Annotated in this window: 26 protein-coding genes; 10 read left to right on the forward strand and 16 right to left on the reverse strand. The window is 63.1% G+C overall.

The window, feature by feature from the left end; genetic code table 11:
* Positions 1-4: 4 nt before the first annotated feature.
* The 5 genes from ACN0YL_RS09880 to ACN0YL_RS09900 form a co-directional block, all read right to left on the reverse strand.
* A complete protein-coding gene (locus ACN0YL_RS09880; RefSeq protein ID WP_417497863.1) occupies positions 5-1129 on the reverse strand; it encodes an SO2930 family diheme c-type cytochrome in 1125 nt (374 codons plus the stop codon).
* Between the two features lie 10 nt (positions 1130-1139).
* A complete protein-coding gene (locus ACN0YL_RS09885) occupies positions 1140-2381 on the reverse strand; it encodes a parallel beta-helix domain-containing protein (protein ID WP_417491292.1) in 1242 nt (413 codons plus the stop codon).
* 243 nt (positions 2382-2624) lie between these two features.
* A complete protein-coding gene (locus ACN0YL_RS09890; RefSeq protein ID WP_417497864.1) occupies positions 2625-3275 on the reverse strand; it encodes a CatB-related O-acetyltransferase in 651 nt (216 codons plus the stop codon).
* Between the two features lie 53 nt (positions 3276-3328).
* Positions 3329-3952, reverse strand: coding sequence for a hypothetical protein (locus tag ACN0YL_RS09895; RefSeq protein ID WP_417497865.1), 624 nt, complete (start codon positions 3950-3952; stop codon positions 3329-3331).
* A gap of 12 nt (positions 3953-3964) precedes the next feature.
* Positions 3965-4852: an AAA family ATPase gene (locus tag ACN0YL_RS09900; protein WP_417469992.1), complete on the reverse strand. Its 888-nt coding sequence runs from the start codon at positions 4850-4852 to the stop codon at positions 3965-3967.
* Between the two features lie 142 nt (positions 4853-4994).
* On the opposite strand from ACN0YL_RS09900, the gene ACN0YL_RS09905 reads away from it, so the two are divergent.
* Entirely contained in the window at positions 4995-5708 is a 714-nt protein-coding gene (locus ACN0YL_RS09905; RefSeq protein WP_417491294.1) for a cupin domain-containing protein, read from the forward strand.
* Between the two features lie 5 nt (positions 5709-5713).
* Here ACN0YL_RS09905 and ACN0YL_RS09910 read toward each other — a convergent pair whose 3' ends face one another.
* Genes ACN0YL_RS09910 through ACN0YL_RS09935 form a run of 6 tightly spaced genes read right to left on the reverse strand, consistent with a single transcriptional unit; the run spans position 5714 to position 12222 of the window.
* Entirely contained in the window at positions 5714-6619 is a 906-nt protein-coding gene (locus tag ACN0YL_RS09910; protein ID WP_417497866.1) for an N-acetylneuraminate synthase family protein, read from the reverse strand.
* Positions 6616-7344, reverse strand: coding sequence for a cytidylyltransferase domain-containing protein (locus tag ACN0YL_RS09915; protein ID WP_417497867.1), 729 nt, complete (start codon positions 7342-7344; stop codon positions 6616-6618). The genes ACN0YL_RS09910 and ACN0YL_RS09915 overlap by 4 nt, the downstream gene beginning before the upstream one ends.
* Positions 7341-8390, reverse strand: a complete 1050-nt coding sequence (locus ACN0YL_RS09920) for a hypothetical protein (RefSeq protein WP_417497868.1) — start codon at positions 8388-8390, stop codon at positions 7341-7343. The genes ACN0YL_RS09915 and ACN0YL_RS09920 overlap by 4 nt, the downstream gene beginning before the upstream one ends.
* The gene (locus tag ACN0YL_RS09925; RefSeq protein WP_417497869.1) at positions 8387-9364 is read right to left on the reverse strand and encodes a sulfotransferase family protein; all 978 of its coding nucleotides are present in this window, start codon (positions 9362-9364) and stop codon (positions 8387-8389) included. Before ACN0YL_RS09925 ends, ACN0YL_RS09920 begins: the two co-directional genes overlap by 4 nt.
* A gap of 60 nt (positions 9365-9424) precedes the next feature.
* A complete protein-coding gene (locus ACN0YL_RS09930; RefSeq protein ID WP_417497870.1) occupies positions 9425-10441 on the reverse strand; it encodes a hypothetical protein in 1017 nt (338 codons plus the stop codon).
* Entirely contained in the window at positions 10438-12222 is a 1785-nt protein-coding gene (locus ACN0YL_RS09935) for a tetratricopeptide repeat protein (protein WP_417491300.1), read from the reverse strand. Before ACN0YL_RS09935 ends, ACN0YL_RS09930 begins: the two co-directional genes overlap by 4 nt.
* Before the next feature lie 190 nt (positions 12223-12412).
* Between ACN0YL_RS09935 and flbT the strand changes: the two genes are divergently transcribed.
* From flbT to pseC, 7 genes are all read left to right on the forward strand, one after another.
* Entirely contained in the window at positions 12413-12799 is a 387-nt protein-coding gene (gene flbT / locus ACN0YL_RS09940; protein ID WP_417491301.1) for a flagellar biosynthesis repressor FlbT, read from the forward strand.
* Positions 12799-13179 (forward strand): flagellar biosynthesis regulator FlaF, encoded by a 381-nt coding sequence (flaF, locus tag ACN0YL_RS09945; protein ID WP_417470008.1) that lies wholly within the window; start codon positions 12799-12801, stop codon positions 13177-13179. The genes flbT and flaF overlap by 1 nt, the downstream gene beginning before the upstream one ends.
* Positions 13180-13533: 354 nt before the next feature.
* A complete protein-coding gene (locus ACN0YL_RS09950) occupies positions 13534-14358 on the forward strand; it encodes a flagellin (protein WP_417491302.1) in 825 nt (274 codons plus the stop codon).
* Positions 14359-14702: 344 nt separating this feature from the next.
* Complete coding sequence (locus ACN0YL_RS09955) at positions 14703-15527, forward strand: flagellin (RefSeq protein ID WP_417470011.1); 825 nt, start codon at positions 14703-14705, stop codon at positions 15525-15527.
* 107 nt (positions 15528-15634) lie between these two features.
* A complete protein-coding gene (locus ACN0YL_RS09960) occupies positions 15635-16003 on the forward strand; it encodes a flagellar protein FlaG (RefSeq protein WP_417491303.1) in 369 nt (122 codons plus the stop codon).
* A 198-nt stretch (positions 16004-16201) separates the two neighbouring features.
* On the forward strand, positions 16202-17032 hold the full coding sequence (locus ACN0YL_RS09965; protein ID WP_417470015.1) for a flagellin: 831 nt from the start codon (positions 16202-16204) through the stop codon (positions 17030-17032).
* Between the two features lie 112 nt (positions 17033-17144).
* Positions 17145-18311, forward strand: coding sequence for a UDP-4-amino-4,6-dideoxy-N-acetyl-beta-L-altrosamine transaminase (pseC, locus tag ACN0YL_RS09970; RefSeq protein WP_417497871.1), 1167 nt, complete (start codon positions 17145-17147; stop codon positions 18309-18311).
* Here pseC and ACN0YL_RS09975 read toward each other — a convergent pair.
* From ACN0YL_RS09975 to pseB, 5 genes are all read right to left on the reverse strand, one after another.
* Positions 18308-18940, reverse strand: a complete 633-nt coding sequence (locus ACN0YL_RS09975) for a pseudaminic acid biosynthesis-associated methylase (RefSeq protein ID WP_417497872.1) — start codon at positions 18938-18940, stop codon at positions 18308-18310. The two genes, pseC and ACN0YL_RS09975, sit on opposite strands and share 4 nt — an antisense overlap.
* The gene (pseI, locus tag ACN0YL_RS09980; protein WP_417497873.1) at positions 18937-20022 is read right to left on the reverse strand and encodes a pseudaminic acid synthase; all 1086 of its coding nucleotides are present in this window, start codon (positions 20020-20022) and stop codon (positions 18937-18939) included. Before pseI ends, ACN0YL_RS09975 begins: the two co-directional genes overlap by 4 nt.
* A 76-nt stretch (positions 20023-20098) precedes the next feature.
* Positions 20099-20707: a formyltransferase family protein gene (locus ACN0YL_RS09985; protein WP_417497874.1), complete on the reverse strand. Its 609-nt coding sequence runs from the start codon at positions 20705-20707 to the stop codon at positions 20099-20101.
* 48 nt (positions 20708-20755) lie between these two features.
* A complete protein-coding gene (pseG, locus tag ACN0YL_RS09990) occupies positions 20756-21799 on the reverse strand; it encodes a UDP-2,4-diacetamido-2,4,6-trideoxy-beta-L-altropyranose hydrolase (RefSeq protein ID WP_417497875.1) in 1044 nt (347 codons plus the stop codon).
* The gene (pseB, locus tag ACN0YL_RS09995) at positions 21799-22872 is read right to left on the reverse strand and encodes a UDP-N-acetylglucosamine 4,6-dehydratase (inverting) (RefSeq protein ID WP_417497876.1); all 1074 of its coding nucleotides are present in this window, start codon (positions 22870-22872) and stop codon (positions 21799-21801) included. Before pseB ends, pseG begins: the two co-directional genes overlap by 1 nt.
* Positions 22873-22994: 122 nt before the next feature.
* On the opposite strand from pseB, the gene ACN0YL_RS10000 reads away from it, so the two are divergent.
* Positions 22995-23780, forward strand: a complete 786-nt coding sequence (locus ACN0YL_RS10000; RefSeq protein WP_417497877.1) for a cytidylyltransferase domain-containing protein — start codon at positions 22995-22997, stop codon at positions 23778-23780.
* A gap of 99 nt (positions 23781-23879) precedes the next feature.
* Positions 23880-26606 (forward strand): hypothetical protein, encoded by a 2727-nt coding sequence (locus ACN0YL_RS10005; RefSeq protein WP_417497878.1) that lies wholly within the window; start codon positions 23880-23882, stop codon positions 26604-26606.

A 26606-nucleotide genomic window follows, 5' to 3' on the forward strand; every position in this document is an offset into this window, starting at 1 on the left:
CGGGCTAGCCACAATCGCCTGGCAGGCTCTCGATCCATTCGCGGATCAGGGCGACGCCTTCGGCGTGGATGGTCGAGCGGCCGATTTCCGGCATCATCTGGTCGGGATGAATATTGTCGAGACGGAAGAGCAGGATCGAATCGTCAGGCCGGCCCGGGAAAATATCGAACGGGCGATCTCCCGTGCCGGCACCGGCGGCGACCGGCGGCTTGCAGAAGCCGGCTGCCGGTCCGTGCGGGACGTTGGGTTCCAGATCCAGACCCGAAGTGTCGGCCGGTCCGACCGGGCTGTGGCAATGCGAGCAATTGGCGTCGAGATAGGCGCGGGCGCGCGCTTCCAGAGGGGCGGTAACGTCCTCCCAGTCGGCGTTGCGGGGCGCTTGCGCTGACGCCGGTGTGCCGTTCAGGTAACCGATCTCGGTCAGATATTCGAGCTGGTTGCGTGTGCCGTCCGGATAGTCGAAATCCCGATTGAGATGGCGCGGTTTCGGGCCGATCGGCGCGATGGCGCGGGTATTGGAATCCGGAGCGTGACAGCTGGCGCACTGGTTGGCGTCCGGCATGACATAGGTGAAATCGATCTGACCACCATCGGCACTGATCATCTGCAGTGGCACGATATCGCCATAGCGATGCAGCACGGCCTCGGTCTGGTCTTCATTCCAGCGGTAGGGGATGGCGGCCCAGCCGTTCTCGCGGTGGACCAGGATACGCGTCTCGATCAATTGCACGCGCGACAGGTCGAGGCTGCCATCGGCATTGGTCAGGCTGTGCCCGTCCCCGGCGGCGACCATGCCGGGCGTGTCCGCCAGCGGATAATAGAAGGTCTTGGTGATGACGGTGCCGACCGGGAAGTCGAGCGTGTCGCCTTCGCGATAGCCGGCCTGCAGCCCGGCCGGCATCCAGATCGAGCGGAGCTTGAGGGCGTAATCGGTGAAGAGCGGCGTATTGAGATCATAGGGAACAACGCCGTCTGCGAGGCGAAGCTCGCCGCCGGCGATGCCCAGCTGTCCCCATTCGGAGAGCAGCCGGGGATCGTCATTGGCGTGGTATTGCGGGGTCGGTGCGTCCGGCGAACAGGCCGCCAGGGCGATCGCAATCAGCAGCAGGGATCCACGCAACCCACCCATGATCATTCTCCTAGTTGGCGAAGGCGAGTTCAACGCCGCCCAGCGGCTCGAGGGCACAGCTGAAGGCCGCCGTGTCGACGCGCGGTGAGGCATAGCCATTCGGGCCGTCGGCATTGAGCACGTCGACCGGATCGCTGTTGCAGATGCGCAATTCGGCCGGCATGGCGCCATCGACGAATTTGCCGTCATCGATATAGCCATCAAACAGCACGTCGGGCAGGGCGCCATTGAGACCGAACATGGTGACTTTCAGCGCCGTCAGGTCGAGCCCGTCCGGATCGGTGCCGCCGCCGGAATAGGTGTTGTCGTGAATCCAGATCGCCTCGGGATAGGGATCGAAATTCTCCTGCACCGAGTAGGAGGAATAGCCGGTCGAATGCAGGCTGGAGATGATGATGTTGGCGGTGTTGTTGTCGGCCAGGCGATTATTGAAAATCTCGACCTGGTCGTTGGAATTGATGACGATGCCCGAGCCGGCCGGAACGCTGGCGACCGGGGTGCCGGCATGGCCGAAATTCTCGGTATTATTGCCGAAGACGTCATTGTCGTAGACGCGGGTATGATAACCCGGCTGCGGCAGGTTGGGCATGTTGAAGACGAGAATGCCGCCGGTATTGTTGGTCGCCGTATTGCCATAGACATCGGCGCCGATGCAGTTCTCGATCTCGATGCCGGCGACATTGTATTCGGCGCGGCTGTTGCGCACGATCACATTGCGCGACTGGCCGACATAGATGCCGGCGTCGGAAGCGCCGATCGAGACCGTGTCCTCGACCAGGACATTGGTGGTCTGCACCGGATAGATGCCATAGGCGCCATTTTCGGTGGCGTAGCCATTGGTCCATTCGACGCGGACGCCGCGGATGATGATGTTCTCGCCGCCATTCACTTTCAGACCGTCACCGATCGTGTCTTCGATGGCGAGGTTTTCCAGGGTGAAATCATTGGCGGTGACGATCAGGCCTTCAGCGCCGGCGATCTGGTTCTGGAAGCTCAGGATCGTCTCGTCCATGCCGGCACCGCGAATGGTGACGCCATCGACATTGAGGCTGAGCGAGCGGGTGAAGCTGTAGATGCCGGCGGGAATCTCGATCACATCGCCGGGCTGGGCGTCGATCAGCTGTTCCAGCAGCACGCTCTGGTAATCGGTGTCGGCCGCCGACAGGTCGCGGCTGGTATCGGCCGGGTTGCCGCAGCCGGCCAGTGCGAACACCGCAACGCCCAGCATCATATTCCGTATCGTCGTCTTCATCCCGATCTCCCCTGGATCCATTCGCGTATTTCGGCCGCCTTGCGGACGATGAGTGTCATGATGGCAAAAATTCCACATTCCGGACATCGATACAATCAGAAACAGAAACACTTTCCGATTTTTCCGCAGTTGACCGGAATCGGTCACAGCGCAGCAGCCGTCGTAGCCGCCGTTCCCGGCTCGGGTGCCGTGAGGGCTGGCCGGGACGGCGGTGTTTGGTGAGGCGAAGTTCCTGGCGGCAGCCTATGCCGGCGGTGGGCGCAGCCGGCTGAGGGCTTCGACATCCGCCTGCATCAGCGCGTCTGACGCCGCCGCGATGCGCTCGACCGGCCAGTCCCACCAGGCCAGCTCCAGCATGCGTTCGATATCGGCTTCGGGCAGGCGGTGCTTGATGGGCCGGGCCGGATTGCCGCCGACAATCGTGTAGGGCGCGACGTCGCTGGTGACGACCGCCTTGGCGGCGATGATGGCGCCATGGCCAATGGTGACGCCGGGCATGATGGTCGCGTCCCAGCCGATCCAGACGTCGTGGCCGATGGTGATGCCGCCCTTGTCGGGCCAGGGTCCCGGATCGGGTTCGCCCCAGCAGCCGAAGATCGGGAAGGGATAGCTCGAGAGCCGGTCGGCGAAATGATTGCCGCCATTGAGGACAAAGCTGGCATCGGCGGCGATCGAGCAGAATTTGCCGATCACCAGACGGTCATCGATGAAATCAAAGGCGTATTTCACCTGTTCGGCAAAACGCGCCGGATCGCCAAAGGAATGGATATAGCTGTAATCGCCGGCTTGGATCTTGGGGTGATCGGCGAGCAGCGGTTTGAGATAGGCCATCGACGGCGCCGCCGGCATCGGGTGCAGCGTCATCGGGTCGAGGGCGGGGTGGGATTCAGTCATGGACGACTCCGCACGGTATGAGTTTCAGGAAGCGTATCTCACAGAGTGGAAGATCACCTAGGTTCAGTTTGGGTGGAATCGTTCGCGCGGCCGCCTGTACCGGGACGGAGAATTGGGAGGAATATTTTCTCTGCGGCTTGGATGGCGTCGTTGATATCGCCGCTTATGGGGTCATCTTTCTCGCGAGCATAAAGTGTACGCCGAATGTCTTTCATGATTTCACGTATTTCATCATCAGGCGGGTCGCCCGCGAAATCTACATAGTTCTGAGCGGCATTTGCGATTTTATTCCTGAGCACAAAAATTGTCTCATAATGATCGTGTGCCGCAGCCCCGAATAGTGCGCGCACCTTAGGTGCAGTGGTTCGCGCCTTGTCAAAGAAATCGCGTTGGGCGTCCAAGCGAGAGTAGACAGTTTTTGCCGCCCGTAGCTGAATGGGCTCCTTCAAATCCTCGACGGCCGAGCGAGAAAATGGGTTGCGTAGAAACTCGAAGACATCTTGCGCTTCGTAGAGATTCGACAAGGCCTCCTCGGCCACTTCCGATTTTCGAATAGCTGAACGCTCAATCCAAATCCGCGACACAGCTTGCCGAGCGATTAGAATTCCGACGCCGATTGCTACGGCGTTCGCAAAGGTAGCCCAAGCTTGCCAATCGATCTGGCACGCCCATTCCATGACCTTCTCCTCTTACGCCGCGCCCGGTCCGCCGCCAGGCCCGCGCCCCGGGCCACCGGCCGGCCCGCGCCGGGCCATGAAGGCCAGTTTCTCGAACAGCATCACGTCCTGCTCATTCTTCAGCAGGGCGCCGTGCAGTGGCGGGATCAGCTTGCGCGGGTCCTGTTCGCTCAGCACGGCCGGGTCGATATCCTCGATCAGGAGGAGTTTGAGCCAGTCGAGCAATTCCGAGGTCGAGGGCTTTTTCTTGACGCCGGGGACCGAGCGGATCTCGTAGAACATCTTCAGCGCTTCAGCCAGCAGCCGGCTTTTCAGACCCGGGAAATGGACCTCGACAATGGCGCGCATCATCTCTTCGTCGGGGAAGGCGATGAAGTGGAAGAAACAGCGGCGCAGGAAAGCGTCGGGCAATTCCTTCTCATTGTTCGAGGTGATGATGACGACGGGACGCTCGGCGGCCTTGATGGTCTCGCCGGTCTCGTAGACGTGGAATTCCATCCGGTCGAGCTCCTGAAGGAGATCGTTGGGGAATTCGATATCGGCCTTGTCGATCTCGTCGATCAGCAGGACCGAGCGTTTCTCGGCCGTGAAGGCCTCCCACAGCTTGCCCTTGCGGATATAGTTGGAGATGTCGTGGACGCGCTCATCGCCGAGCTGGCTATCGCGCAGGCGCCCGACCGCATCATACTCATACAGGCCCTGGCGGGCCTTGGTGGTCGACTTGATGTGCCATTCCAGCAGCGGCATGCCCAAGGCATCCGCGACCTGGCGCGCCAGTTCGGTTTTTCCCGTGCCCGGCTCGCCCTTGACGAGAAGCGGACGCTCCAGAGCGATCGCGGCGTTAACCGCGGCGCTCAATTCGCTGTCAGCGACGTAACTGTCTGTACCTTGAAAACGCATGCCACCGACTTAGCGCGATTGCGCAGCCGAGGGTAGGGGCGCGTTTCAGCTCCGCGAAAAGCGGTGGTTTCGATGTGGCATTAACCATCCATAAAGCGAATCCCCGCCGCATGGGCAGGCTATGCAATCAGGAGTGCGTTCCATGCCGATCGAGCTTACGCCAACCCGCAATTTCTACAGCTTCGACTGGAAGACCGGCAAGATCGCCGATTGCGATCCCAACTTCCCGACGACGCTGCATGCCTGGGATGGTGAACCGCTTGATCTGCTGCAGCCGGAAACGGCCTTTTTCGGCTTCGTCCAGGACGGCGAGACCGTGATCGAGTGCGACTCCGGCCGCTTCACCCTGAAGCCGGGCATGTATTTCTCGGTCAATGACCAGGTGAAGATTTCCGGCGGCCGCGGCATTGTCATCGCCCGCGACCGCGCCCAGGGCTTTTTCATGCTCGGCGGTCCGGTCGAGGACAAGGGACGGCTGAAATATATCGATGGCTGCACCGACAGCCTGCTGATCCCGCCGGTGCGGATGGGCGATGCCTGTCTCAACCTGCTCTATTTCCCGCCCGGCATTGACCAGACGCCGCACACGCATCCGTCAGACCGGATCGGCGTTGTCTTCTCGGGCCGCGGCGAATGCGAAACGCCGGAAGGCATCATCCCGCTCGAGCCGGGCGTGATGTTCCGCATCCCGTTCGAGGGCAATCACAAATTCCGCACCTTCGACAGCGAGATGCGGGTGATCGCCTATCACCCCGACAGCGATTTCGGACCCCAGGACGAGGATCACCCGATGATCAACCGCACGATGGTTGATGGCGTCTCGGCCCGGCAGATCGACAAGATCCGTACCGCCTGATTTTGCTATTTGTATTGAGGACGCAGCCAGACGCCGTTGGCGGCCTCGGTCGGCAGTCCCGTGTCCGGATCATAGACGCCGCGGCGCAGATTATTGCGGCGATTGATCTCGCTCGCCGCCGGACGCTTTTCGCCATCGCCGAGCGCTGTTGCCAGCGCCGCCAGATCGCGGGCCAGGCCGGCAAACTCTTCCATCTCCATCGCAAACGGATGGTCCGGGCCCAGTGTGGCGCGGTCGAAGGTGACGTGTTTCTCGATCACCGTCGCACCTAGCGCCGCTGCCGCGATCGGGGCGACATGGCCCGGTGAATGATCCGACAGGCCGACCGGCAGGCCGAAGGTCTGCTTCAGCGTGGTGATGGCATTGAGATTGAGGTCTTCCCAGCTGGGCGGATAGCTCGCCGTGCATTGCAGCACGGTCAGATCGGCGCAGCCGGCCTCCTGCAGGGTTTCGATGGCGGTCGCCACTTCTTCCAGATAGCTCGCCCCGGTCGACATGATGACGGCCTTGCTGGTGGCGGCGACCTTTTTGAGCAGCGGCGTGAAGGTGAGGTCGCCCGAGGCGATCTTGTAGCGTTTGACGCCGGTGGCCTCGAGCTTGTCGACGGCGTCCAGATCGAACGGCGTCGACATGAATTCGATGCCGTTATCGTCGCAGCAGGCCTTGAGCTCGGGCAACCAGTGATCGGGCAGGCCCTGATTGGTGAAGGCAGCATAGCGCGGATTGTCGATCCATTGCCCGGTCGCGGCATCCCTCGCCTTGCGGGCGATCAGGCCTTCGCGGGTCAGCGACTGGAATTTGGCGATATCGGCGCCGGCCTTCGCGCTGGCCTCGATATAGCGTTTGGCCTCATCAAGGCTGCCGCCATGATTGGAGCCGATCTCGGCGATCAGGGTGATGGCGGCGCTCATGATGCGAGTCCTTGTTGTTGCGGCTGCGCCAACGCCGTTTCCGTCAGCAGGGCACAGATATGGTCGATATCGGCGGGCCAGGCGCGAGCCTGGAGGCTGGAATGGATCATGCGGACAAATTCCAGCTCGTCGGCGGTATCGACCGAAAGGTCGAATTCCGGATGGTGCAGGTTGTCGGCAAAGCCGACCGCAAGACAGCGATAGGCATCCGGGTTTTCGCGAATGCGGATCGTGACATGCTCGCGCTCGCGATCCGTTGTCGCGCGGTCGCTGTCGATCTGGCGCAGGACGCGCGTCTCGACGATCTCCGCGCGCAGCCCCTTGGGCAAATGCCCCGCTTGCGGCCTTGTATATTCGGCGCCATGGGCGCGGTGTTCGGCGACACAGCGGGCGATGACGCCGGGATCGCGAAACGGGCTGTCGGAAGTGATGCGCACCAGGGTGTCGGCCAGGCTCATATCCGCAGCAAGCACGAAGCGGCCGAGCACATCGTGCTCGGAACCGCGACAGACACGAAGGCCCTCGCGCTGCGCCAGCTCGGCGATGACATCGTCGCGGCGCGCCGTTGTGGTGGCGATCACCAGCTCGTCGACGCCCTCGGTATGGCGCAGGCGGCGGCATTGATAGGCCAGCAGCGAGACATCATCGTGCAGCGGTTCGAGAATTTTGCCGGGCAGGCGGCGTGAGCCCATCCGGGCCTGGATGACGGCGACGGTCCGTTTCATGTGTCACCTTCCCCATCGAGCGGAATTTCAATGTCCTGCCAGGATCGCAGCATTCGTTTGGGAGAATAGGGCGGAAAGGTTGACGGGATATGGCCGGCAAGATGCTCCGGACCGGCCAGCATCCGCACCAGCAGGGCCGGGACATTCAGCCCCGCCAGCGTCATCAGATAGCCAAAGCCCCACATGCGCGGATTGATCTCCAGCAGATAGGCCGGGGCGTCCGGAGATGGCCGTTTGAGTTCCACCGCTGCAAGGCCGTGCCAGGGGCCGGTGGCGCGCAGGATGGCGAGGCCCGCCTCGGTCAGGCCGGGGTCGACCACCGTCTCGCCGGCAATGGCGGCGCCGCCGCTGGGGGGATTGGTCTGCAGTTTGCGGTGCAGGGTCGAGACGATCAGCTCGCCGCAATTCCATAACGTGCCGATGGTGTAGATCGTCTCCGGCCCGCCAGGAATGAGCTGCTGCACCAGGCTGGGCCCGTGCGCGGCGACGGTCTCGGGCCAGTCGCGCTTCAGCGTCGACATGTCAGCGGGGTAGCTGACACCGCGCGCGCCGCGCGAGCAGCGCGGCTTGAGTACGCAGGGAAAGCCGCCATCCCAGCGCTCCAGATCGGCGGCGCTGTCGGGTTGCAGGGTTTGCGGCACGGGCAGGCCGGCCTCGGCGATGCGCGTCAGCAGCAGGCCCTTGTCGATCCCGAAGCGCAACACATCCGGGTCCGGTACCGGCACACGCAGGCCGTCTTTCGCCCATTCGCGCGCGACGGGGGCGAGGGCAGCGGCTTCGGCTTCCGAGCCGGGGATGACAATGTCGAGCCCGTGCGTGGCGCAGATTTCCCGCACGGCAGCGCGATAGGCCTCGCTATCGCTGGCGGCGGGTAGCAGCCTGGCTGCAACGCCGGGTTCAAACAGGCCGGCGGCGAGGGGATTGAGATCGGCGGCGACGATGTTCAATGCGCCGTCAGCGCCCTTGAGCGAACGGACTGTGCCTAGTCCGGGAGGCGCGCCGACGCCGGTGACGAGGACGCCGCGGCAGAGTTCATGCAGCTTCATGCCGGCCTCCAGATATCGAGCGAACGGCCGAGCAGGGCTTCCAGCACCTCAATCTCCGGCGCGAAACGGGCGTCCAGCATGGCACGGGTGGCGGCGTCCATCGGCGGTACCTGCACCGGTGCCGTGCCGGGTGGCGGATAGACGCCATCGGCGGTCGAGGCCGAGGAGACGCCGGTCACTGGCGCGACCAGTTCGGCGTGCAGCGCCTCGAAGCTTTCGTCGCTGCGGTGATCATAGGCACCTTCCAGAATGGGCAGCTTTGCGGCCGGAATGCCGCCGGTGTTGAAGCGTTGTTGCAGCGAGACCGGTGCGTCGGGATCAATCTCGAGGAAGTCGAAGATGCGCCGCATCGTGCCGGCCGCGTCCTGGTCGAGTTCGTTCTGGAGCAGGACCAGTGTGTGATCGAACCGGTCGAGCCAGGGTGCCAGCTTGCCGGCATAGCGGCCGGTATCGGTGTAGAGCCACTGAAAACCCCAATGGGCGGCCTTGCGTTCGGCCTCGAGCTCCAGCGTCCTGGCAAAGGAGAGGAATTCGGCATCGCGGCGGACATTCTGCAGATAGTGCGACCAGGCCCGGTCGACCGGGTTGCGCAGGATGGCGATGATCCGGGTTTGCGGTCCGCACAGCTCCAGTGCCTGCGGCGCGGCGATATCGGCATAGGACAGGTAATCGGGCGAGACATCGCCGGCACGGGCCTCATTGCGGCGCTCGGCAAACAGCGCCTGGTAATCAGCGGCCGAGGCGGGCGCGTCGAAATGATAGAAGTCGGGCCAGTAGACCTCTCCCTTCCAGATGTCGGAGAAGAAGCGGCCTTCCTTGCGCGTCGGCGACAGGAAGATGTCCGGGTGCTGGCGCAGGTAGTGATAGAGCGAGGTCGTGCCGGATTTTGGTGCACCGATCACCAGAAAGTCCGGCCAGCCGGTCACGGCCGGCACTTCCGGGCGGGCGGTTTCGTCTGTGGGCACGTGACTCACACGGCTCTCCCTTATGCCGCCGGCGGGCGGGGCGTTGATCGTGCAAATACTGATCCTGATTCAGGATGGCGGACCAGCAATTGCCGTTGAAAGACTTGCGTCCGGATGTTCCGGTGCGCGCGAAATCATGGCGCCGATGCGGGCGGCGACCCGTCTGGCGCCGTGCCCGTCGACTGTGGCCTGTCCGGCAGCGCTGAAGCTCTGTCGCTGTTCGGCCGCGTTGAGCAGGCCCGCCACTGTCTCCCGCACCCGGGTCTCGAACCCGCTTTCGGTCGGGTCGAGGCTGACCCCGAGACCGAGGGCCTGGTATTGCCGCGCGCGGTCCGACTGGTTGCCGGTGATCGGCAGGGCAATGGCGGCCAGCCCGGTGGCGGCGGCTTCGTGCAGCGTGGTTCCCGCAGCCAGGATGGCGAGATCGGCAGCGCAAAGGGCATCGAGCAGCCCGGTGTCGGGCAAGGCCGTGGCGCGCGCTCCGGCGCGGCGGACATCAAGCTCGACAGGGGCAAGCTCTGGCATCCCCCTTAGCGCATCGAGCACCCGGTCCAGGATCGCGGTCTCGCTGCCGCCAAGCGAGATGAGCAGGCGTTTCACCTCTGGCTTGACGGCCCGGACCGGCAGGTCCGCATAGCCGGGGGAGAGCAGAAGATGCGCTGCGCCATCGCAAATGCCGGCGGTGTCATCGGCCGTATCGGCTGCGAAACGCTGGTGAATGACGATATCGGCTTCGGCGCCTGCGAGGTGATTGCCCACCAGTGCCAGCCAGATGCCGGCCCTGCGCACGTGCCGGCACAGGGCCGGATCGGTCGCCTGCCAGTCGCCGATGAGGCCGTCGGCCCTGAGTGCGGCGAGCGCCGGCACGAGGCTGTCAGCCTCGACGGTGTCAGGGGCCATGGCGCTAATCTCGATCCTGGCGGCGAGTTCTGCCGGGATGGCATCTGGCGTCCGGCTCAGCCAGATGACCCGGTGTCCGGCGCCAACCAGGGCGTCGGCCAGGGCCGCACAGCGCATCACATGACCAAGGCCGAGCCGGGTATCGCCATCGGCGCGGATGGCCAGGCTGGCGGCCTGTCTGTTCATTTCCGCTCTTTGACCAATTGCTCGAGATCGGCCGCGACCCGCGGCATCAGCGTGTCGAACTCGCGGAAGCCCTTGCCGAAATAGGAGCGGGTCTGGGGATACCAATGCATGTGGTCGGAGCCGAGCAGTGGCCAGGTCGTCGAACGGGCGTGAATGAACCAGACCAGACCGCCGGTCGCGGCGGCCAGATTGCTGGTGGCGTTCATCGGACCGATGACCAGGTCACAGGTCGATGACAGCGCGGCGACATCGTCGAGATCCATCTTGAGGTCGATGCCCTGCGGTTGATGGATGTCGACGTTGAACAGCTCCTTGGCCTGCTTCAGCTCGCGGGTAATTTCGCCATATTGGAGATTGATGAAATCGACCCCGTCGACGGCAAAGATCGATTTCCAGTCCTCGAATTCGGAGAAGAAACGGGCCCGGCGGACGTTCATTTTCAGGGATTTCCAGAGAATGCCGACCTTCAGCCCGCCGCCGATCTGTCCGAGATAGTCGCGCCAGGCGGCGACGCGTTCGGGGTCAGCGGTCAGGAAGGCGGGGCGCTTCGGAAAGCTGTTCAGCGTTGGACGCAGGGCGTTGAGCGGATCACCCATCGGCGTCCAGTAGTCGGCACCGTCATCGAGATGGTTGGCGGTGCGCACATCACGGCCCTCGAGCTTGGCGGAGGTGTGATTGCCAACCTTCGCCTTGGGCAGGGAACGTTGAACCAGCGGCACCAGCCGGTATTCGCAGGCAATCCGCAGCTCACCCTCGGGGCCGATCGCGTCGATCAATTCCTGCGCTGTGTTGAGGAAAAGGACTTCATCGCCCAGCCCCTGCTCGCCCACGAGCACAACCGTCTTGCCTCTGAGATCGGCGAGGTCATGGCTTTCCCAGCGCGGGCAATTCATCGCGAAGACCGTGGCCTGGGCATTGTTCAGGTCGAGCCGGGACTGTTGAGCCTTCCAGCCGTCGGCCACACGCCCACAGGCGAGCAGAAGCAGCGAGCGGCCGTGTTCCATCGTGGCGCGATCCGTCGCGTCCTGCGGATTTCTCAGTGCAAGTTCAAAGTGTTCGACTGCCTTGAACGGCTCGCCGATCAGCTCGTACATGTTTGCCATATTGTTATGGGCACGGGCGAAGTCGGGCTTCAGGCGCAATGCTTCCTCAAAGAAGGTGATCGCGCCCGCCGGATCGCCGGATTCAGCGAGCACTGTGCCGAGCGAGTTCCACAGCTCGACATTCTCCGGGTGCTGGAAAATGGCGGTTCGCAACAGCTCGATCGCATCCTCGATGCGCGCCTGGTCGCGCAGGACGCTGGCGAGATTGATGACGCCATTGAGGTTCTTCGGATCGATCTGGACACACAAACGGTAGAATTTCTCGGCCGCCTCGAGCATGTCGAGCTTCCAGGCGACAATGCCCATATTGAGGTAGATTTCCGCGTCCTTCGGATCGAGCTTCCAGGCGCGTTCATAGTATTCCAGCGCCTTGGACAGGCGCCCGACCCGGAACAGGACCAGGCCGACGGCATGATTGGTCAGAGCCACTTCCGGTGCGATGTCGAGTGCCCGCAGGATATATTTGGCCCCTTCCTGGTGGTCGCCCTCATCGGACAGCTTGATGCCGCGAACGACCAGATTGGCGGCCTTGCGGTATTTGGCGCGCTGGTCCTTGGGGACCACGCCCAGCCGCACGTCTGTGGAGAGGCGGCCACGCGCGCCGCGAGCGCCGACCGCATCATTCTTGGCGGCTTCGGCCTCGGCCTGGAATTCGTCGGTCAGGGCTGCATCAGTCATAACAAGCCTATCGGGTCCGGGGCGATGGAAAGGTCCCGGTCAGCTGGCCGGGATTCGATTTAAAACTTGCTAACGGGTCAGCGCACGGGTGCGCTGCGTGTCCAGCATGTCCGAAACCATTTATTCATCCGGCTTTGCCACCGTGCAGTCGAAGGCTTGCAGCCCCTTTTTCGCTGACTGGAGATACATCATGGCCCTGAAAATCTCGCTCAAACCCGGCGAGAAGTTCGTGCTCAACGGTGCCGTGGTGGAAAACGGTGATCGCCGCGCCACGCTCTTGTTGCAGAACCGGGCTTCGGTGCTCCGCGAGAAGGACATCATGCAGGCCAGCGAAGTTACGACGCCGGCCCGGCACATCTATTTCCCGATCATGATGATGTATCTGTCTGATCAGCCCGATGAGGAGCAGTACGAGCAATTCGTCCTGCGCATGAACGAGTTCATGGGGGCCATCTCGGCGCCTGACGTGCTGACATCCTGCGTCACGATCAGCCGCGATGTCATGGCGGGCGAGTATTACAAAGCTTTGATGCGCTGCAAGAAATTGATCGCGTTTGAAGAGGAGCGCCTTAAATAATGTCCTTTCAGGCCTATCAGAAAGCGTCGACGCGCGTGGAAGACCCCCGCTCGACCGAGTACCGGCTGTTTGCCCAGGTCACGCGCGCCTTGATGAAAGCGTCCGAGACCGACAAGCGGGAGATTGCTTCCCGGATCGACGCGCTGGACTGGAACCGCCGGCTCTGGTCCAATCTCGGGACCGATTGCGCCAGCGCCGAGAACAAGCTGCCGGATCAGTTGCGCGCCTCGATTATTTCCCTCTCGATTTTCGTGTCCAAATATACTTCGCAGGTCATGCGCGGTACGGGCGAGTTTGAGGTGCTGATCGACCTCAACCGGACCATCATGCAGGGTCTGGCGCCGCAGCCGCAGTCAAATGCGGCCACCAACGCGGCCTAGCAGCGGCGCTGCCACCCGCAGGCATTTCCATTCCTGACAGACCGGCAGCCGGGCGCACTTGCAAGCGTCCGGCTTTTTCGTGTCGTCCAATACCCGTCGCAGCGCGCCGGGACCGGGCTGGCGTTTGTCGACCGCCGCTCGCGGTGTGGCACGGGCAGCATCTGCCGGGTCGGCAGATTTGGACTGCACAATCGCGCGAACCTTCGCCGAAGAACCCACGCAAAGCAAAAAAGATACCGAAAAAACAATGACTTGAAGTCGTGACCGGTGGCACGCGAATTGCGACCTGGTGTGCAGGACAAAAAGTCCAGGTCAACAGACTGACTTCACCACTTCCAGAATGGAGGAATAACTATGCTTTCAGTGAACACCAACGCCGGAGCCATGGTGGCTCTGCAGAACCTGACCAAGACGAACGCTCAGATGACAGAGGTTCAAAACCGGATCAACACCGGCCTTGATGTGGCCGGCGCAAAGGATGATGGCGGCAAGTTCGCCATCGCTCAGCGCATGCGTGCCCAGGTGGGCGGGTATGGCGTTGTTACGGACAGTCTGAACCGGACCGGGTCAGTCGTCGACGTCGCGCTTGCGGCGGCCGAAGGCATCTCGGATCTGCTCATCGAGATGAAGGCGAAGGCACTGGCGGCATCTGATGTTTCTCTGGACTCTGCGTCCCGGACGGCCCTGAACGAAGACTTCAAGGCCATGCGCGACCAGATTTCGAAGATGGTCAGTACCGCCGAATTCAATGGCACGAACCTGATCAACAATACCGTGACGTCTATTTCTGCCCTGGCAAATGCAGACGGCAGCAGCACGATTTCGGTGGTCGACGAGAATCTGTCGCTGGGGGGCGCTATCGTGACCCTCACTGCGACAGCATCCTTTGCGACGGCCGGTGCCGCTGACACCATCGCGGGAACGATCTCGACCTCGTTGAACAATCTGAACCTTGCGTTGGCGCGCCTCGGCACGGCATCGAAATCTTTGGATATTCACGGGGATTTCGTGACGAAACTTTCCGATGCCCTCGAAGTGGGTATCGGCAATATCGTTGATGCGGACCTCGCGAAGGAGAGCGCACGCCTGCAGTCGCTGCAAGTCAAGCAGCAGCTGGGGGTCCAGGCGCTTTCGATCGCAAACCAGAACCCGCAGACCATCCTGTCCTTCTTCCAGTAGTTTCGTCGATCGGGGCCGCCTTCGGGCGGCCCCGATTTTTTTGGTTCCGCGAGCGGGGGCTCCTAGGCATGCCTGCAATCAGGAATTAACCTTTTGTAAATCAGAAAAATATTCCCGGCGGCAAGTTTTGCCGACCTCCCGTCCGGTTGAGACGGCAAATTTTGCCGATTGAATGGTTACCGCCACAGGCCGTGATTCGCGAACATCACCAGTTGCGCCAATCTTCCCCCGATTAACCTGTTGTAGCAGGCAGTTTCTGGCCCGTAGCTTGCGAGGTTTTCCGTGGATCAGAAGATCCGCCGGGCAAAACGCCCGAGATAAACCAGAACGGAAAGGGCCAAGAAATGGCTACTATCAACACGAATGCCGGCGCCATGGTTGCGCTGCAGCAGCTGAACAAGACCAATGCAGACCTGGAACAGGTCCAGAGCCGGATCACCACCGGTCTTGCGGTCGCCTCCGCCAAGGATGATGGCGGCAAGTTTGCCATCGCCCAGAAAATGCGCGCCGACGTTCAAGGTTATGAAGTTGTCGGCAGCTCGCTGGACCTCGCAGCCTCCACGGTTGACGTGGCCCTGGCCGCCGGTGAGGCCGTTTCCGACATCCTGATCGAGATGAAGTCGAAGGCGCTCGCCGCTTCCGACACCAGCCTCGACACGGCGTCGCGTTCCGCGCTGAACGAAGATTTCAAGGCACTTCGCGACCAGATCGGCAAGATCGTCTCGAACGCCTCGTTCAATGGCACCAACCTGATCAACAACTCGGTCACGTCGATCTCGGCGCTGGCCAATGCTTCGGGCTCGTCCACGATCTCGATCTCCGACGAGAATCTCTCGCTCGGTGGCGGCGTCGTTACGCTGGCCGCAACCGCTTCGATGGATTCGGCCGGTACCGCTGCTACGCTGGCGGGCACCATCTCGACATCGCTGAACAACCTCAACAGCTCCCTGGCTCGCCTGGGTACGGCTTCGAAGTCTGTGGGTATCCACAAGGACTTCGTCGGCAAGCTGGCTGACGCCCTGACGCAGGGTATCGGCAATATGGTCGATGCGGATCTGGCAAAAGAGAGTGCGCGTTTGCAGTCCCTGCAGGTCAAGCAACAGCTTGGCGTTCAGGCTCTGTCGATCGCGAACAGCGCTCCAAGCACGGTCCTGGGCTACTTCCGTTAATCCACGGAACCGGATGGCGGGTTTCATGGCCCGCCATCCACCTTCCCTGGATCGTTGATGGGGGAAGGCTCTGGAGGCGCTGACGCCTCTGCGTTAGCGACAAGAAAATGGCTGATACCAACTATACTCGGCCACCCTTTGTGGCCAATCCGCTGATTGAAGCGCGGGAAGCGTCCAGCGATCATTCCCGGCCCGACCCGACTCGCGTCACGCCGGTTGAAAAGCACGCTGCCATGCCACAAACGGCCCACCGCCCGTCAGCCGAGCTGATCGCCCAGCTGGAACGTCTGGCCCGCGATGTTTTCAGCAATTCGCGGCTCAGCATCGAGCGCGAGAGTCCGACCGGAGATTTTGTCTATCTGATGATCGACAAGGATACCGGCGAGACCGTCCGTCGATGGCCACCGGAATCGCATGGCGATCTGGTGGAATATCTGCGCACTTTCCAGGCAGGCCTGATCAACCGCACGGCCTGACACGCTGGGCAAAACTGACCGGCCTGGCCTTCCCGACTCGGCAATTTCCGACTTTCCCCGCTTGTCTGCAGTTCGAAGAAATCCGTAACCAATTGAAACGGCGCGATAATTCATGTCCCGCGCTTCGGCACGGCATTTGCGCTCTCCCATTCGAGGCGCCACGCAAGAGTGGCGCGGTGAATTGCGGGAGAATATCGCATGACCTTGAGTGTCCACACCAATACCGCCGCGATGATCGCGCTGCAGAATCTCAACAAGACCAATGACCAGATGGAAAGCGTCCAGAACCGGATCAATACCGGGCTGAAGATTTCCGGCGCCAAGGACAATGCCGCTATCTACGCGGTCGCCCAGGGTATGCGGGCCGATATCGGTGCGCTTGATGCGGTCCAGACCGGACTCGACCGGGCCACGACCATCGGCGATGTCGCGCTGGCCGCCGGAGAGACGATCTCCGACCTGTTGATCGAGATGCGCGAGAAGGCCACGGCGGCGATGGACCCATCGCTCGATTCCTATTCGCGCCAGGCCTATGACTCCGATTTCAAGGCCTTGCTGGACCAGGTGCGGGTCATCATCGAGAATGCCGAGTTTGACGGCGCCAACCTGCTCGATGGCTCGGTGACCAATGGCGTCGAGTTCCTGGCAGACGCTGATGCGGCTCGCGCTGTGACGCTGAAATCCCAGGATCTGAGCATTGGCGGCTCGATAATCACGATCCCGACGACGGCAAGCCTGGGAACCTCGACCCTGGCAACAACCGTGATGGCTGCGATCTCGACCAGCCTCGACAACGTCAACCAGGCTCTTGCCAATCTGGGTTCGGACACCAAGAAGATCGAGGCGCATTCCGGCTTTGTCACCAAGCTGGTTGATGCACTCACCAAGGGGGTTGGAGGCCTGGTCGATGCCGACCTCGCGGTGGAGAGTGCGAATCTGCAGGCCTTGCAGGTCAAGCAGCAGCTTGGCGTTCAGGCCCTGTCGATCGCCAACTCGCAGCCGCAGATCATTCTCAACCTGTTCCAGTAGACTCGTTAGCCTGCCCCACCACGGCAGCCTTGCTGCGGAACGGCACCCCGAGCGGGTGCCGTTTTCGTTTGAGCGACTCGCGTCATGATGTGGCGTGCTTTGAGGACACACCATGCCCCAACCCTTCCTGCCCTATGGGCGCCAGTCCATCGACGATAGTGACATCGAGGCGGTGGCCCGGGTGCTGCGCTCCGACTGGCTCACCACCGGGCCCGAGGTCGATGCTTTCGAGGCGGATTTTGCCGCGGCGACCGGCGCCGGGCACGCAATTGCCTGCTCGAATGGAACCACAGCGCTGCACCTGGCGCTGGCCGGGCTGGATGTCGGGCCCGGTGATGTCTGCATCGTGCCGGCCATCACCTTCATGGCGACGGCGAATGCCGCGATCTATTGCGGTGCCGAGGTCGTGTTCGCCGATGTGGATGCGGATACAGGACTGATGACGCCGGCGACATTGCGCCAGGCCATGTCACGCGCTCCGGATGGGCGGTTGAGGGCGGTGCTGCCGGTACACCTGGCCGGGCAGTGCGAAGACTTGGCAGCGCTGCGCGAGATTGCGTCGTCGGCCGGCGCGGTACTGGTCGAGGATGCCTGCCATGCGCTCGGCACGAGCTGGCAGGGCCGGCCGGTCGGATCGGGCGAATATTCCGATGCGGCCTGTTTTTCCTTTCATCCCGTCAAGACCATCGCCGCCGGCGAGGGCGGTATGGTGACGACCAATGATGCTGACCTGGCGGCGCACCTGCGGCGGCTGCGCAGCCACGGCATCGAGCGCGATCCGGCACGCATGGAACAGGGCCAGGACGAGCCCTGGTGGCATGAAATGCAGGAACTGGGCTGGAACTACCGCCTGTGCGATGTCCAGGCGGCACTGGCGCGCTCACAGCTGGCGCGGCTGGATGCCTTTGCGGCAAAACGCAAGACGCTGGCCGCGGCCTATGACGCGCTGCTGGACGGGAATCCCGTCATCGGGGCGCTGGCGCGGACGCCCGATTGCGATCCCTGCCTGCATCTCTACCCGGTGCGGATCGATTTTGCCGCGGCGGGGACAGACCGTGGGGCCGTTATGCGGGGCCTGCAGGCTCGCGGTATCGGCTCTCAGGTGCATTACATCCCGGTGCCGTCACAGCCCTGGTATCGCCGGCGCTATGGCGACCAGACGCCGCCCGGCGCTGCGGCCTACTACCTGCGCACGCTGAGCCTGCCGCTGTTTGCGGACATGGCGACCGAAGACCCCGAACGGGTGGTTGCCGCGCTCAATGAGGTTCTGGGCGTCTAGCGGTTTTTCTTCCGGAACAGGACCCAGGTCATATCGTCGATCCCGCTGCTGCGCTGCCAGAGGAAGCCATCATCCACGACCTCAAGATCATTGAAACGGTCGAGGAAGAAGCCGCCGAAATCGCGCTTGAACAACAGGTCGTCGCGGCCGCGATAGGGGATGGATTCGGGCTTGGCGGAGAAATATTCCGCGACCAGCAGCCAGCGACCGGACACCCGGTGCATCTCGTCGGCGACGGCACCAAGATCATCGGGATGGACGTGGATCAGCACGCCGGCGGAAAACACCATATCCATGCTGCCATCGCCGAAGGGCAGGCTCTGCCCCGTCGCGTCATGCAGGTTGGCCGCTGGGATGACCTTGTCCTGGAGCAATCTCTCCCGGGCCTTCGCATTGGGTTCCACCGCGTGAAGCGCGGCGCCGCACAACCGGTTGATCGAGCGCAGATTGAGACCGATATTGCAGCCGACCTCCAGAATGCTCTCCGGTTCGGCACCATAAGTGCCCTTGAGCAGTTCGGCCCACATACGGGTGCGCATCCGCAGCACATCGGTCAGGGTTTCATTGCGGTCGACATAGCGGTCGCCGAACTCGCCGCGCCAGGCATCGAGCTGGTTGGTCTTGGTCATGCGGTCTCTCCAGGGCTGCGCCAGTCGATCATCTCCATCGCCAGCGGATCGCCACGCTTCAGGGCGCGACTGGCGCGCCGGTCAACTACATCATTCCAGTATTTCGGCGCCAGGCCATGGCCGGGCCGGATCGAACGGATGTTTTCCGGGGTGAAGGGCTCGCCGGCCGCGATGTCGCGCACGACATAGAGCGAGCGCCGGAAGATCGCCGAGCCGCGCTCGCAGCCGGCCAGCTCATAACGGACCGAGCCCAGGGCGGCGAAAGCATTGTGGCAATCCTCAACCAGCCGCGTCAGCTCGTCCGGCTCGAGCGAGAAGGAACCGTCCGGCCCGCCATCGGCCCGCGACAGGGTGAAGTGCTTTTCGATGACGCGCGCGCCAAGGGCCACGGCGGCGACGGCGCAGGCGGTGCCCGGCGTGTGATCGCTCAGGCCGGCAACGGCGTGAAAGGCCTCGGCCAGATGCGGTACGGTGCGCAGATCGGCCTGGTCGATCGGGGCCGGGTAGGCGGAGAGGCAATGCAGCACCGCCAGCCCGCCGACACCGTTTTCACGCGCCGTGCGCACGGCGTCGTGGATCTCGGCCAGATTGGCCATGCCGGTCGACATGATCATCGGCTTGCCGGTGCGCGCGACGCGGGCGATCAGCGGCAGATCGGTGATCTCGAAAGAGGCGATCTTGTAGGCCGGCGCATCGAGCGATTCCAGCAGGTCGACGGCGGTGTGGTCGAACGGCGTCGAGAAGATCGGCACGCCGAGTTCGCGCGCCCGGGCAAACAATTCGCCATGCCATTCGAACGGTGTCTGGGCCTCGCTGTACAGGTCATGCAATGAGCGCCCGTCCCACAGTCCGCCCTCGATGACGAAGCCGGGGCCGTCATGATCAATGGTGATGGTGTCGGCGGTATAGGTCTGGATCTTGACCGCATCGGCACCGCAGGCCGCGGCCGCCTCGATTGACTCGAGGGCGCGGTCGATACGGCCGAGATGATTGGCGGAGATCTCCGCGATGACCAGTGGCGGATGATCGGGGCCAACCGGGCGGCCGGCGAAATCGAAGGTGGGATCGTTGGCGGTGGGCATGAGGGTTCCCGGACGGCAGCGTTGCGCATGAAGCGAATCACAAGTGACGACTGCGTTCGACACTCGGCCGCGAATCTTAATTTGCCGTTCGGTCCGGGCCATCAGTCTGGCCGATCCGCGGCAGACGCATGACGTCGGCAGCAGGGCTGTCCCAGCCCAGTGGCAGCAGCGCGAACAGCTTCGCCTTGTGCGCGGCGCGATGCATCGGCAGGCGCGTCGTCTGGGCGCGCGGTTGCAGGCGGCCGCTGACAATATCGTCCCACTGCCGGGCAAACAGGTCCTCGACCTCCCGGCGCAGTCGCAGATAGCTGGATTTCAGGGTTTCGGTCAGCGGGTCGAGCGCGACCTCGCGCTGCGCCAGGATCGGACCGGTATCCATGCCGGCATCGATGAGGTGCAGCGTGACCCCCTTGGGGGTGTCATTGACCCAGGACCAGAAATTGGGGTCGGCACCGCGATTGAAGGGCAGCAGCGAGATGTGGAGATTCACAATCCGGCCGGCGCACATTTCCAATACCGGTGCGGTGATGAGGCGGCGATAGCCATAGCTGATGATCCAGTCGGGGCGCAGGGCTTCAAACTCGGCCCCGGTCACCAGGTCCGAGCGCACGGTGACGTGATCGCCGCGCGCCTCGACCGGTGCGATCAGCGCGTCGGGATAGGGGGAGAGAATCAGGACGTGCATTCAGCGGACTTTGCTGCGCCGAGCTTAACCAACCCTTTTCCCTCCACCTCAATCGCGCTGCGCAATCAATCCCAGCAGCGCTTCAGCGATGCGCCCTGCGCCCCGCCCGTCACACAATCGGGCCGCATTTGCCGACAGTTCCGCCAATTGCTGCGGGGACACATCGCGGAGCAGGCGGGGCAGCTCGTCCGTCAACGCCTCGGGCGTTTCAATCGTCAGGGCCGCACCCGCCGCAGCCATGGCGCGGGCCGCCGGTCTCTGGTTTTCGGCCAGCACAACAACAATGCTTGGCACACCGAGAACGCAGCGCTCCAGAGCGCTGCCGCCGCCGGCACCGATTGCCAGGTCGGCGCCCATGGCGCATTCGGCCATGTGTTCGACATCGACCAGGATATTCAGCTTCGGGTCGCTTTCGGCGGCCTGTAACAAGCCGGGCAGACTCGGCGCACGCGGGCCGAGAATGACGTCGATGGTGACGGTCGGCAGGCTGTCTCGCAGCAGGGCGACGATATCACCACTGATCCCGCCGACATCTGTCAGCCCCATTGATACGAGCACGCGCGACAGGACGGTGCCGGTCCCCCGCCGGGCGAGCGAGGCGGTGCGCAAGCGGGCGAAATCGGGCCGCAGGGGGGCCATGTTGGCGCCGAGCAAGAGGGTGGTGCCGGGCGGCACCCGGCGGGCATAATCGGCCGGGCTCCGGTCAAACCCCTGGTCGACCAGCAGATCGCAGTCATGGGCCCGCTCTGGAAGGTCCTCCAGCACCGCGATCACCGGCGCGATCCGGCGCATGCGGCTCTCGTCGGCGCGGGTCGATGAGTAGAGGTCGACGACAATGGCGCCGGCCCGGCGATTCCAGGCCTTGGGAAGGTCGAAATCGGCGGCGGAGCGCGCAGCCATTATCGAGTGGCCGGAACGGGACAGGGCCGGCACCAGATCGGCACTCCCCGGTGCGCAGGCAAAGGCGATTTCGGCGCCGTGCGCCCCGAGTGCGCCGGCCAGTGACAGACACCGCATGATATGGCCCCCACCGAGTTCGGGCCGGGCATCGGCCCGAACCAGTATTCGCGGGGGCAGGGCCGGAGGCGGCATCAGGCGGCGTTCGCTTCGCCTATCAGTTCACGCAGGGCCGGAGCGTCGAGCTGCTCGACATTATTGTCGGAGGAATAGGACCAGCCATCGGCAACGCGGCGCGCGCCCTTGCTGACATAGCGCGCCATCAGCTCGCCGGAATAGGCGGGCAGGATGGCGTAGCGGTCCTCCAGCTCGATGGTCGAGCGGGAATCATCGGACGGCACCATGACTTCATGCAATTTCTCGCCGGGGCGGATACCGATCACCTTGTGCGGCAGGTCCGGCGCGATGGTGTGGGCCAGATCGACCATGCTCATCGACGGGATCTTGGGCACGAACACCTCGCCGCCGCGCGCCATGGCCAGGGTCGAAAGGACGAAATTCACGCCCTGTTCGATCGTGATCCAGAAGCGCGTCATGCGTGGGTCGGTGATCGGCAAATGGTCGGAGCCCTGGTCCATCAGCTTGCGGAAGAAGGGAATGACCGAGCCGCGCGAGCCGACGACATTGCCATAGCGCACGACCGAGAAGATCGGCCCGTCGGCGCCGCCCATATGCTGGCCGGCGGTGAATATTTTATCCGCGGCCAGTTTCGAGGCGCCATAGAGATTGATCGGGTTGGCGGCCTTGTCGGTGGAGAGGGCGCAGACATGCCTGACGCCGCACTTGATCGTGGCGCGCACGACGTTTTCGGCGCCCATGACATTGGTCTTGATGCACTCAAACGGATTGTATTCGGCGATCGGCACATGTTTCAGCGCCGCAGCGTGGATGACGACATCGACACCGCGCATCGCTTGTTCCAGCCGCGCCTCATCGCGGACATCGCCAATGAAATAGCGCAGGAAGGAATGGGTCTGCGGCGAGAATTCCTGAGCCATTTCATACTGCTTCAACTCGTCGCGCGAGAAGATGATCAGTTTTTTCGGCTTGTATTCGCGGCAGATCGTCTCGACGAAGCGCTTGCCGAACGAGCCGGTGCCGCCGGTGATCAGAATAGACTTCCCGTTGAGGTCGATGCGGGGTTCGCGGAAGCTGCGGCTCATCACCAGCTGTTCCAGCGCATCTGTTTGGGTCGGGGTGTCGTCCATCTTCGGTCTCGCGATTCGCCTGTCGGACTCGACGCTGGGCTGCAGCGGTTAACGAGGCGTTAGGAGCGGGACGCCGAGACTGTATGAACACTGTTTCAACAGGCTACCCATCGAGGCCGGTCATGACCCTCGCCATCATCGTTCAGGCCCGTTTCGGCTCCACCCGGCTGCCGGGAAAAATCCTCAATCCGCTCGGCGAAAAGACCGCGCTGGCGCGGGTGCTTGATCGCTGCGCCCGCATTCCCGGCGCCGACCGGGTGGTCTGCGCCATCCCCGATACCGCGGCCGATGATGCCGTTGCCGATGCCGCCGGGGCTGCGGGTTACACGGTCAGCCGCGGTTCGGAGACCGATGTGCTTTCGCGCTATGCGAAGGCGGCGCGCGATTGCGGTGCCGACCATGTCATGCGTATCACCAGCGACTGTCCGGTGATCGATCCGGTGATTTGCGGCCGGGTCATCGATCTGCTGCGTGAAAACCGGGCCGACTACGCCTGCAACAACATGCCGCCGCTATTTCCCCACGGGCTCGATTGCGAAGTCTTTCCGGCCGTACTGCTGCACCAGGCGGACCGGCTGGCGAAAACCGCCGCCGAGCGCGAACATGTAACGCCATGGCTGCGCGAACACCCGCATCTGCACCATGCCTGTCTGGCCGGCCCCGGGCAGGGCCTGGAGCGGTTGCGCTGGACGCTCGACTATCCCGAGGACCTGGCCTTTTTCCAGGCGATCTTTGCCGAACTGGGTGAGGCCGCGGCGACGGTGTCTGCCGCGGAACTTGCCGCGCTTTGCCTGCGGCGCCCGGACCTGGTGGCCATCAATGCCAACCGGCACAATGCGGCCCGGCTGGAGACGGCGCAACAGGCCGAAACGGCCAGCGCGCCCTACCGTTTCCGCGTCGCGGCCTGATCGGGCGTCTTTGCCCCTTTCCGGCAAGACTTTATTCGCACTCTGGGCCTAGGTTCGTATTCTGGATCAAAAGGAATTCGCGTCGTGGCCATCTCCGGGTTGGATACATCGGTACTGACAAGCTGGTACCAGTCCAAGCTTTACGCGTCGCAAGCGTCCACTGCTGCGCCCCAGACCCTGTCTGCGGCTGAAACGGCAGCCGCGAATATCACCCCGCCCTGGGATGTCTCCAGTACCACCGGATCGATCGAGGAATTGCGGCGTGGCGTGCTGGCCAATGGCGAGTTCTTCAATCTCGATGAAAGCGGCTTTTCCGATCTCGACGCGCCCGATGACTACAAGGCGCTGTTCGATCTCTATGTCGGGCTCAAGACCCTGTCTGCGGTGGCCGAACAGGCGATGGACAAGACCATCTCCGACACCGACCGCAGCTTTCTCGACCGGCGTTTCGCCGAGGGTCTGGCGCAGCTGGATTCGTTTTATGATGCGATGGATCTGGACGGTCTCACCCTGCTCAAGGGCGAGCAGGTGTCGAGTGCCGAGAGTGCGGTGACCATCAGTCGCGGCGAGTCGGTCTATACCACCGGCATCGTGCACACTGGCGATTATGACGCCGAAGTGGCCAGCCTGACCGGGGACGTGCAGTTTACCGTCTCGGTCAAGAAGAATGGCGTGACCCAGGACATCGCGATCAATCTCGCCGATATGGGCGCGACGACGCGCTCGCTCGACAATGTTGCCGATCACATCAATACCGCGCTCGATGCCGCCGGCGTGCTGACCCGCTTTTCGCGCGTCAAGATCGGCACCGCCGATGAGGACGGGGTGATCGCCGGCAGCGATTACGGTTTCAAGATTTCCGGCATCTCGACCGAGGTTGTCAGTTTCAGCGCGGCCTCGGCCAGCCCGGCAATCTATCTGGCCGGCACATCCGGTCTCAATGACAGCGCTGCCGGTCAGGTGGTGAAGCTGACCGACCTCGCTGCCGCGACGCCGACCACGGCTTTCACCACCCGGCTCGAGGCCAATCCGGACACCAGCCAAGTCGCGGTTGTTGGCGGCGAGGACGGCGAGACCCGCACCAAGGAAGAAACCAATCCGCTGGAGATCATGGCCAGCGCCACGGCGATCGATGGCAGTGTCTTTGTCGTCGGTACCACCTCGGCCGCGCTCGGCGGTGCCGAGATCAAGGGCGAGCAGGACATGGTCCTGGCCAAGTATGACTCCACCGGCAAGATGGTGTGGAGCCGTGTGCTCGGTGCCGCTGCCGATGCCGAAGCCACCAGTGTCGCCGTTGATGACAGCGGCAATGTCGTTGTCGCCGGCGTTGTTGAAGGCGGGCTGGGTACGACCACGGATGTGGGCGGCACCGACAGTTTTGTCGCCAAATACGATGCCAATGGCGTCGAGCAATGGCTGTCCCGCTTCGGCGGCAGCGGCGATGACCAGCCCAATGCCGTCACCATCGCCAGTGATGGCACGATCTATGTTGCCGGCGAGGCCGCTTCGGCCTTTGGCGATGCCAGTCATCAGGGCGGTGCCAGCGACGGTTATCTGCGCGCGATCAGCGCCAGCGGCACGACGCTGTCGACAACACGCATTGGTGATATCGGCGAAGAATCAGTGTCGGCGATCACCATGGCCTCGGACGGCAATCTGATCATTGCCAGCGAGGAAGACGGCGTCGGCGTGATCCGCAAGTTCGATACCGCCGATCTGGCCGCAGGCCCGCTCTGGACCCAGTCGCTCGGCGATCTCGGCGCCGGGCGCATCGGCGATATCGCCGTCGACGGCACCAATATCTATATCGCCGGCTCGGCCAGTTCAGCCTTCGCACCGAGCACGCCGCTCAACGCCTATTCCGGCGGCGAGCGCGATGTCTTTCTCGTCAAGCTGAGTGATGGCGCTGCGGCGACGGTCGACTACACAACCTTTCTCGGCTCCGACAAGGACGAAACCGCCAATGCCATCACCCTTGATGGCAGCAAGGTCTATCTCGCCGGCAAGACCACCGGCTCGCTTCCCGGCCAGAGCCTGATCGGCGAGCGTGATGCCTTTGCCGCCAGCTTCAATGCCGCCGACGGCGCCTTTGACTGGGCGGTGCAGCTGAGCGGTCGCAATGGCATCAGCGAGGTCACGGGCGTCTCTGTCGTTGCCGGTGGCGATTCCGTGCTGGACGCGCTGGGCCTGCCGGCCGGGACGCTGACCTATTCCGACAGCCGCGTGGTCACCGATCGCACGGCCGCGCGCGATGGCGATTTTTTCTACATCTCGGTCAATGGCGGGCGCCGGGAGAAAATCTCGGTCGACAGCGACGACACGATGCGTTCGCTGACCTTCAAGATCAATGCGGCGCTGGTTCTCGACGGCACCGCCGATGTCCGCCGGGCCACCAATGGCGATGCCCTGCGCATTACGCCGAAGGAAGGCTCGACGATCGAACTCTTCGCCGGCTCCGAAGGCCGCGACCTCCTTGAAGCGTTGGGCATGGAACCCGGTGCGATCGTGAAAAAGGCGTCAACGCTGGACACGGACGGTTCGGCCGATGCGCCGCCCCTGTTCGCGATGGACCTGCCGACATTGCTGAACCTGACCGACAAGGACACGGCCAAGACGGCCTTCGATGCAATCAGTCATGCGATGACGATCGTACAGCGCGCCTATCGCGAGCTGACGACGCCGGCAGCGCTGAAGGATTTGCTCAATGAGGGGCCGGGCAAGACCGGCGGCACGGTGCCGGCCTATCTCACCCAGCAATTGGCGAACTATACGGCCGGGCTCGAGCGGCTCAGCAGCGGCAGCACGACCAGCGTCGGTTATTTCTAG

The organism is Maricaulis sp., assembly GCF_048269565.1.
Classification (GTDB): Bacteria; Pseudomonadota; Alphaproteobacteria; order Caulobacterales; family Maricaulaceae; genus Maricaulis.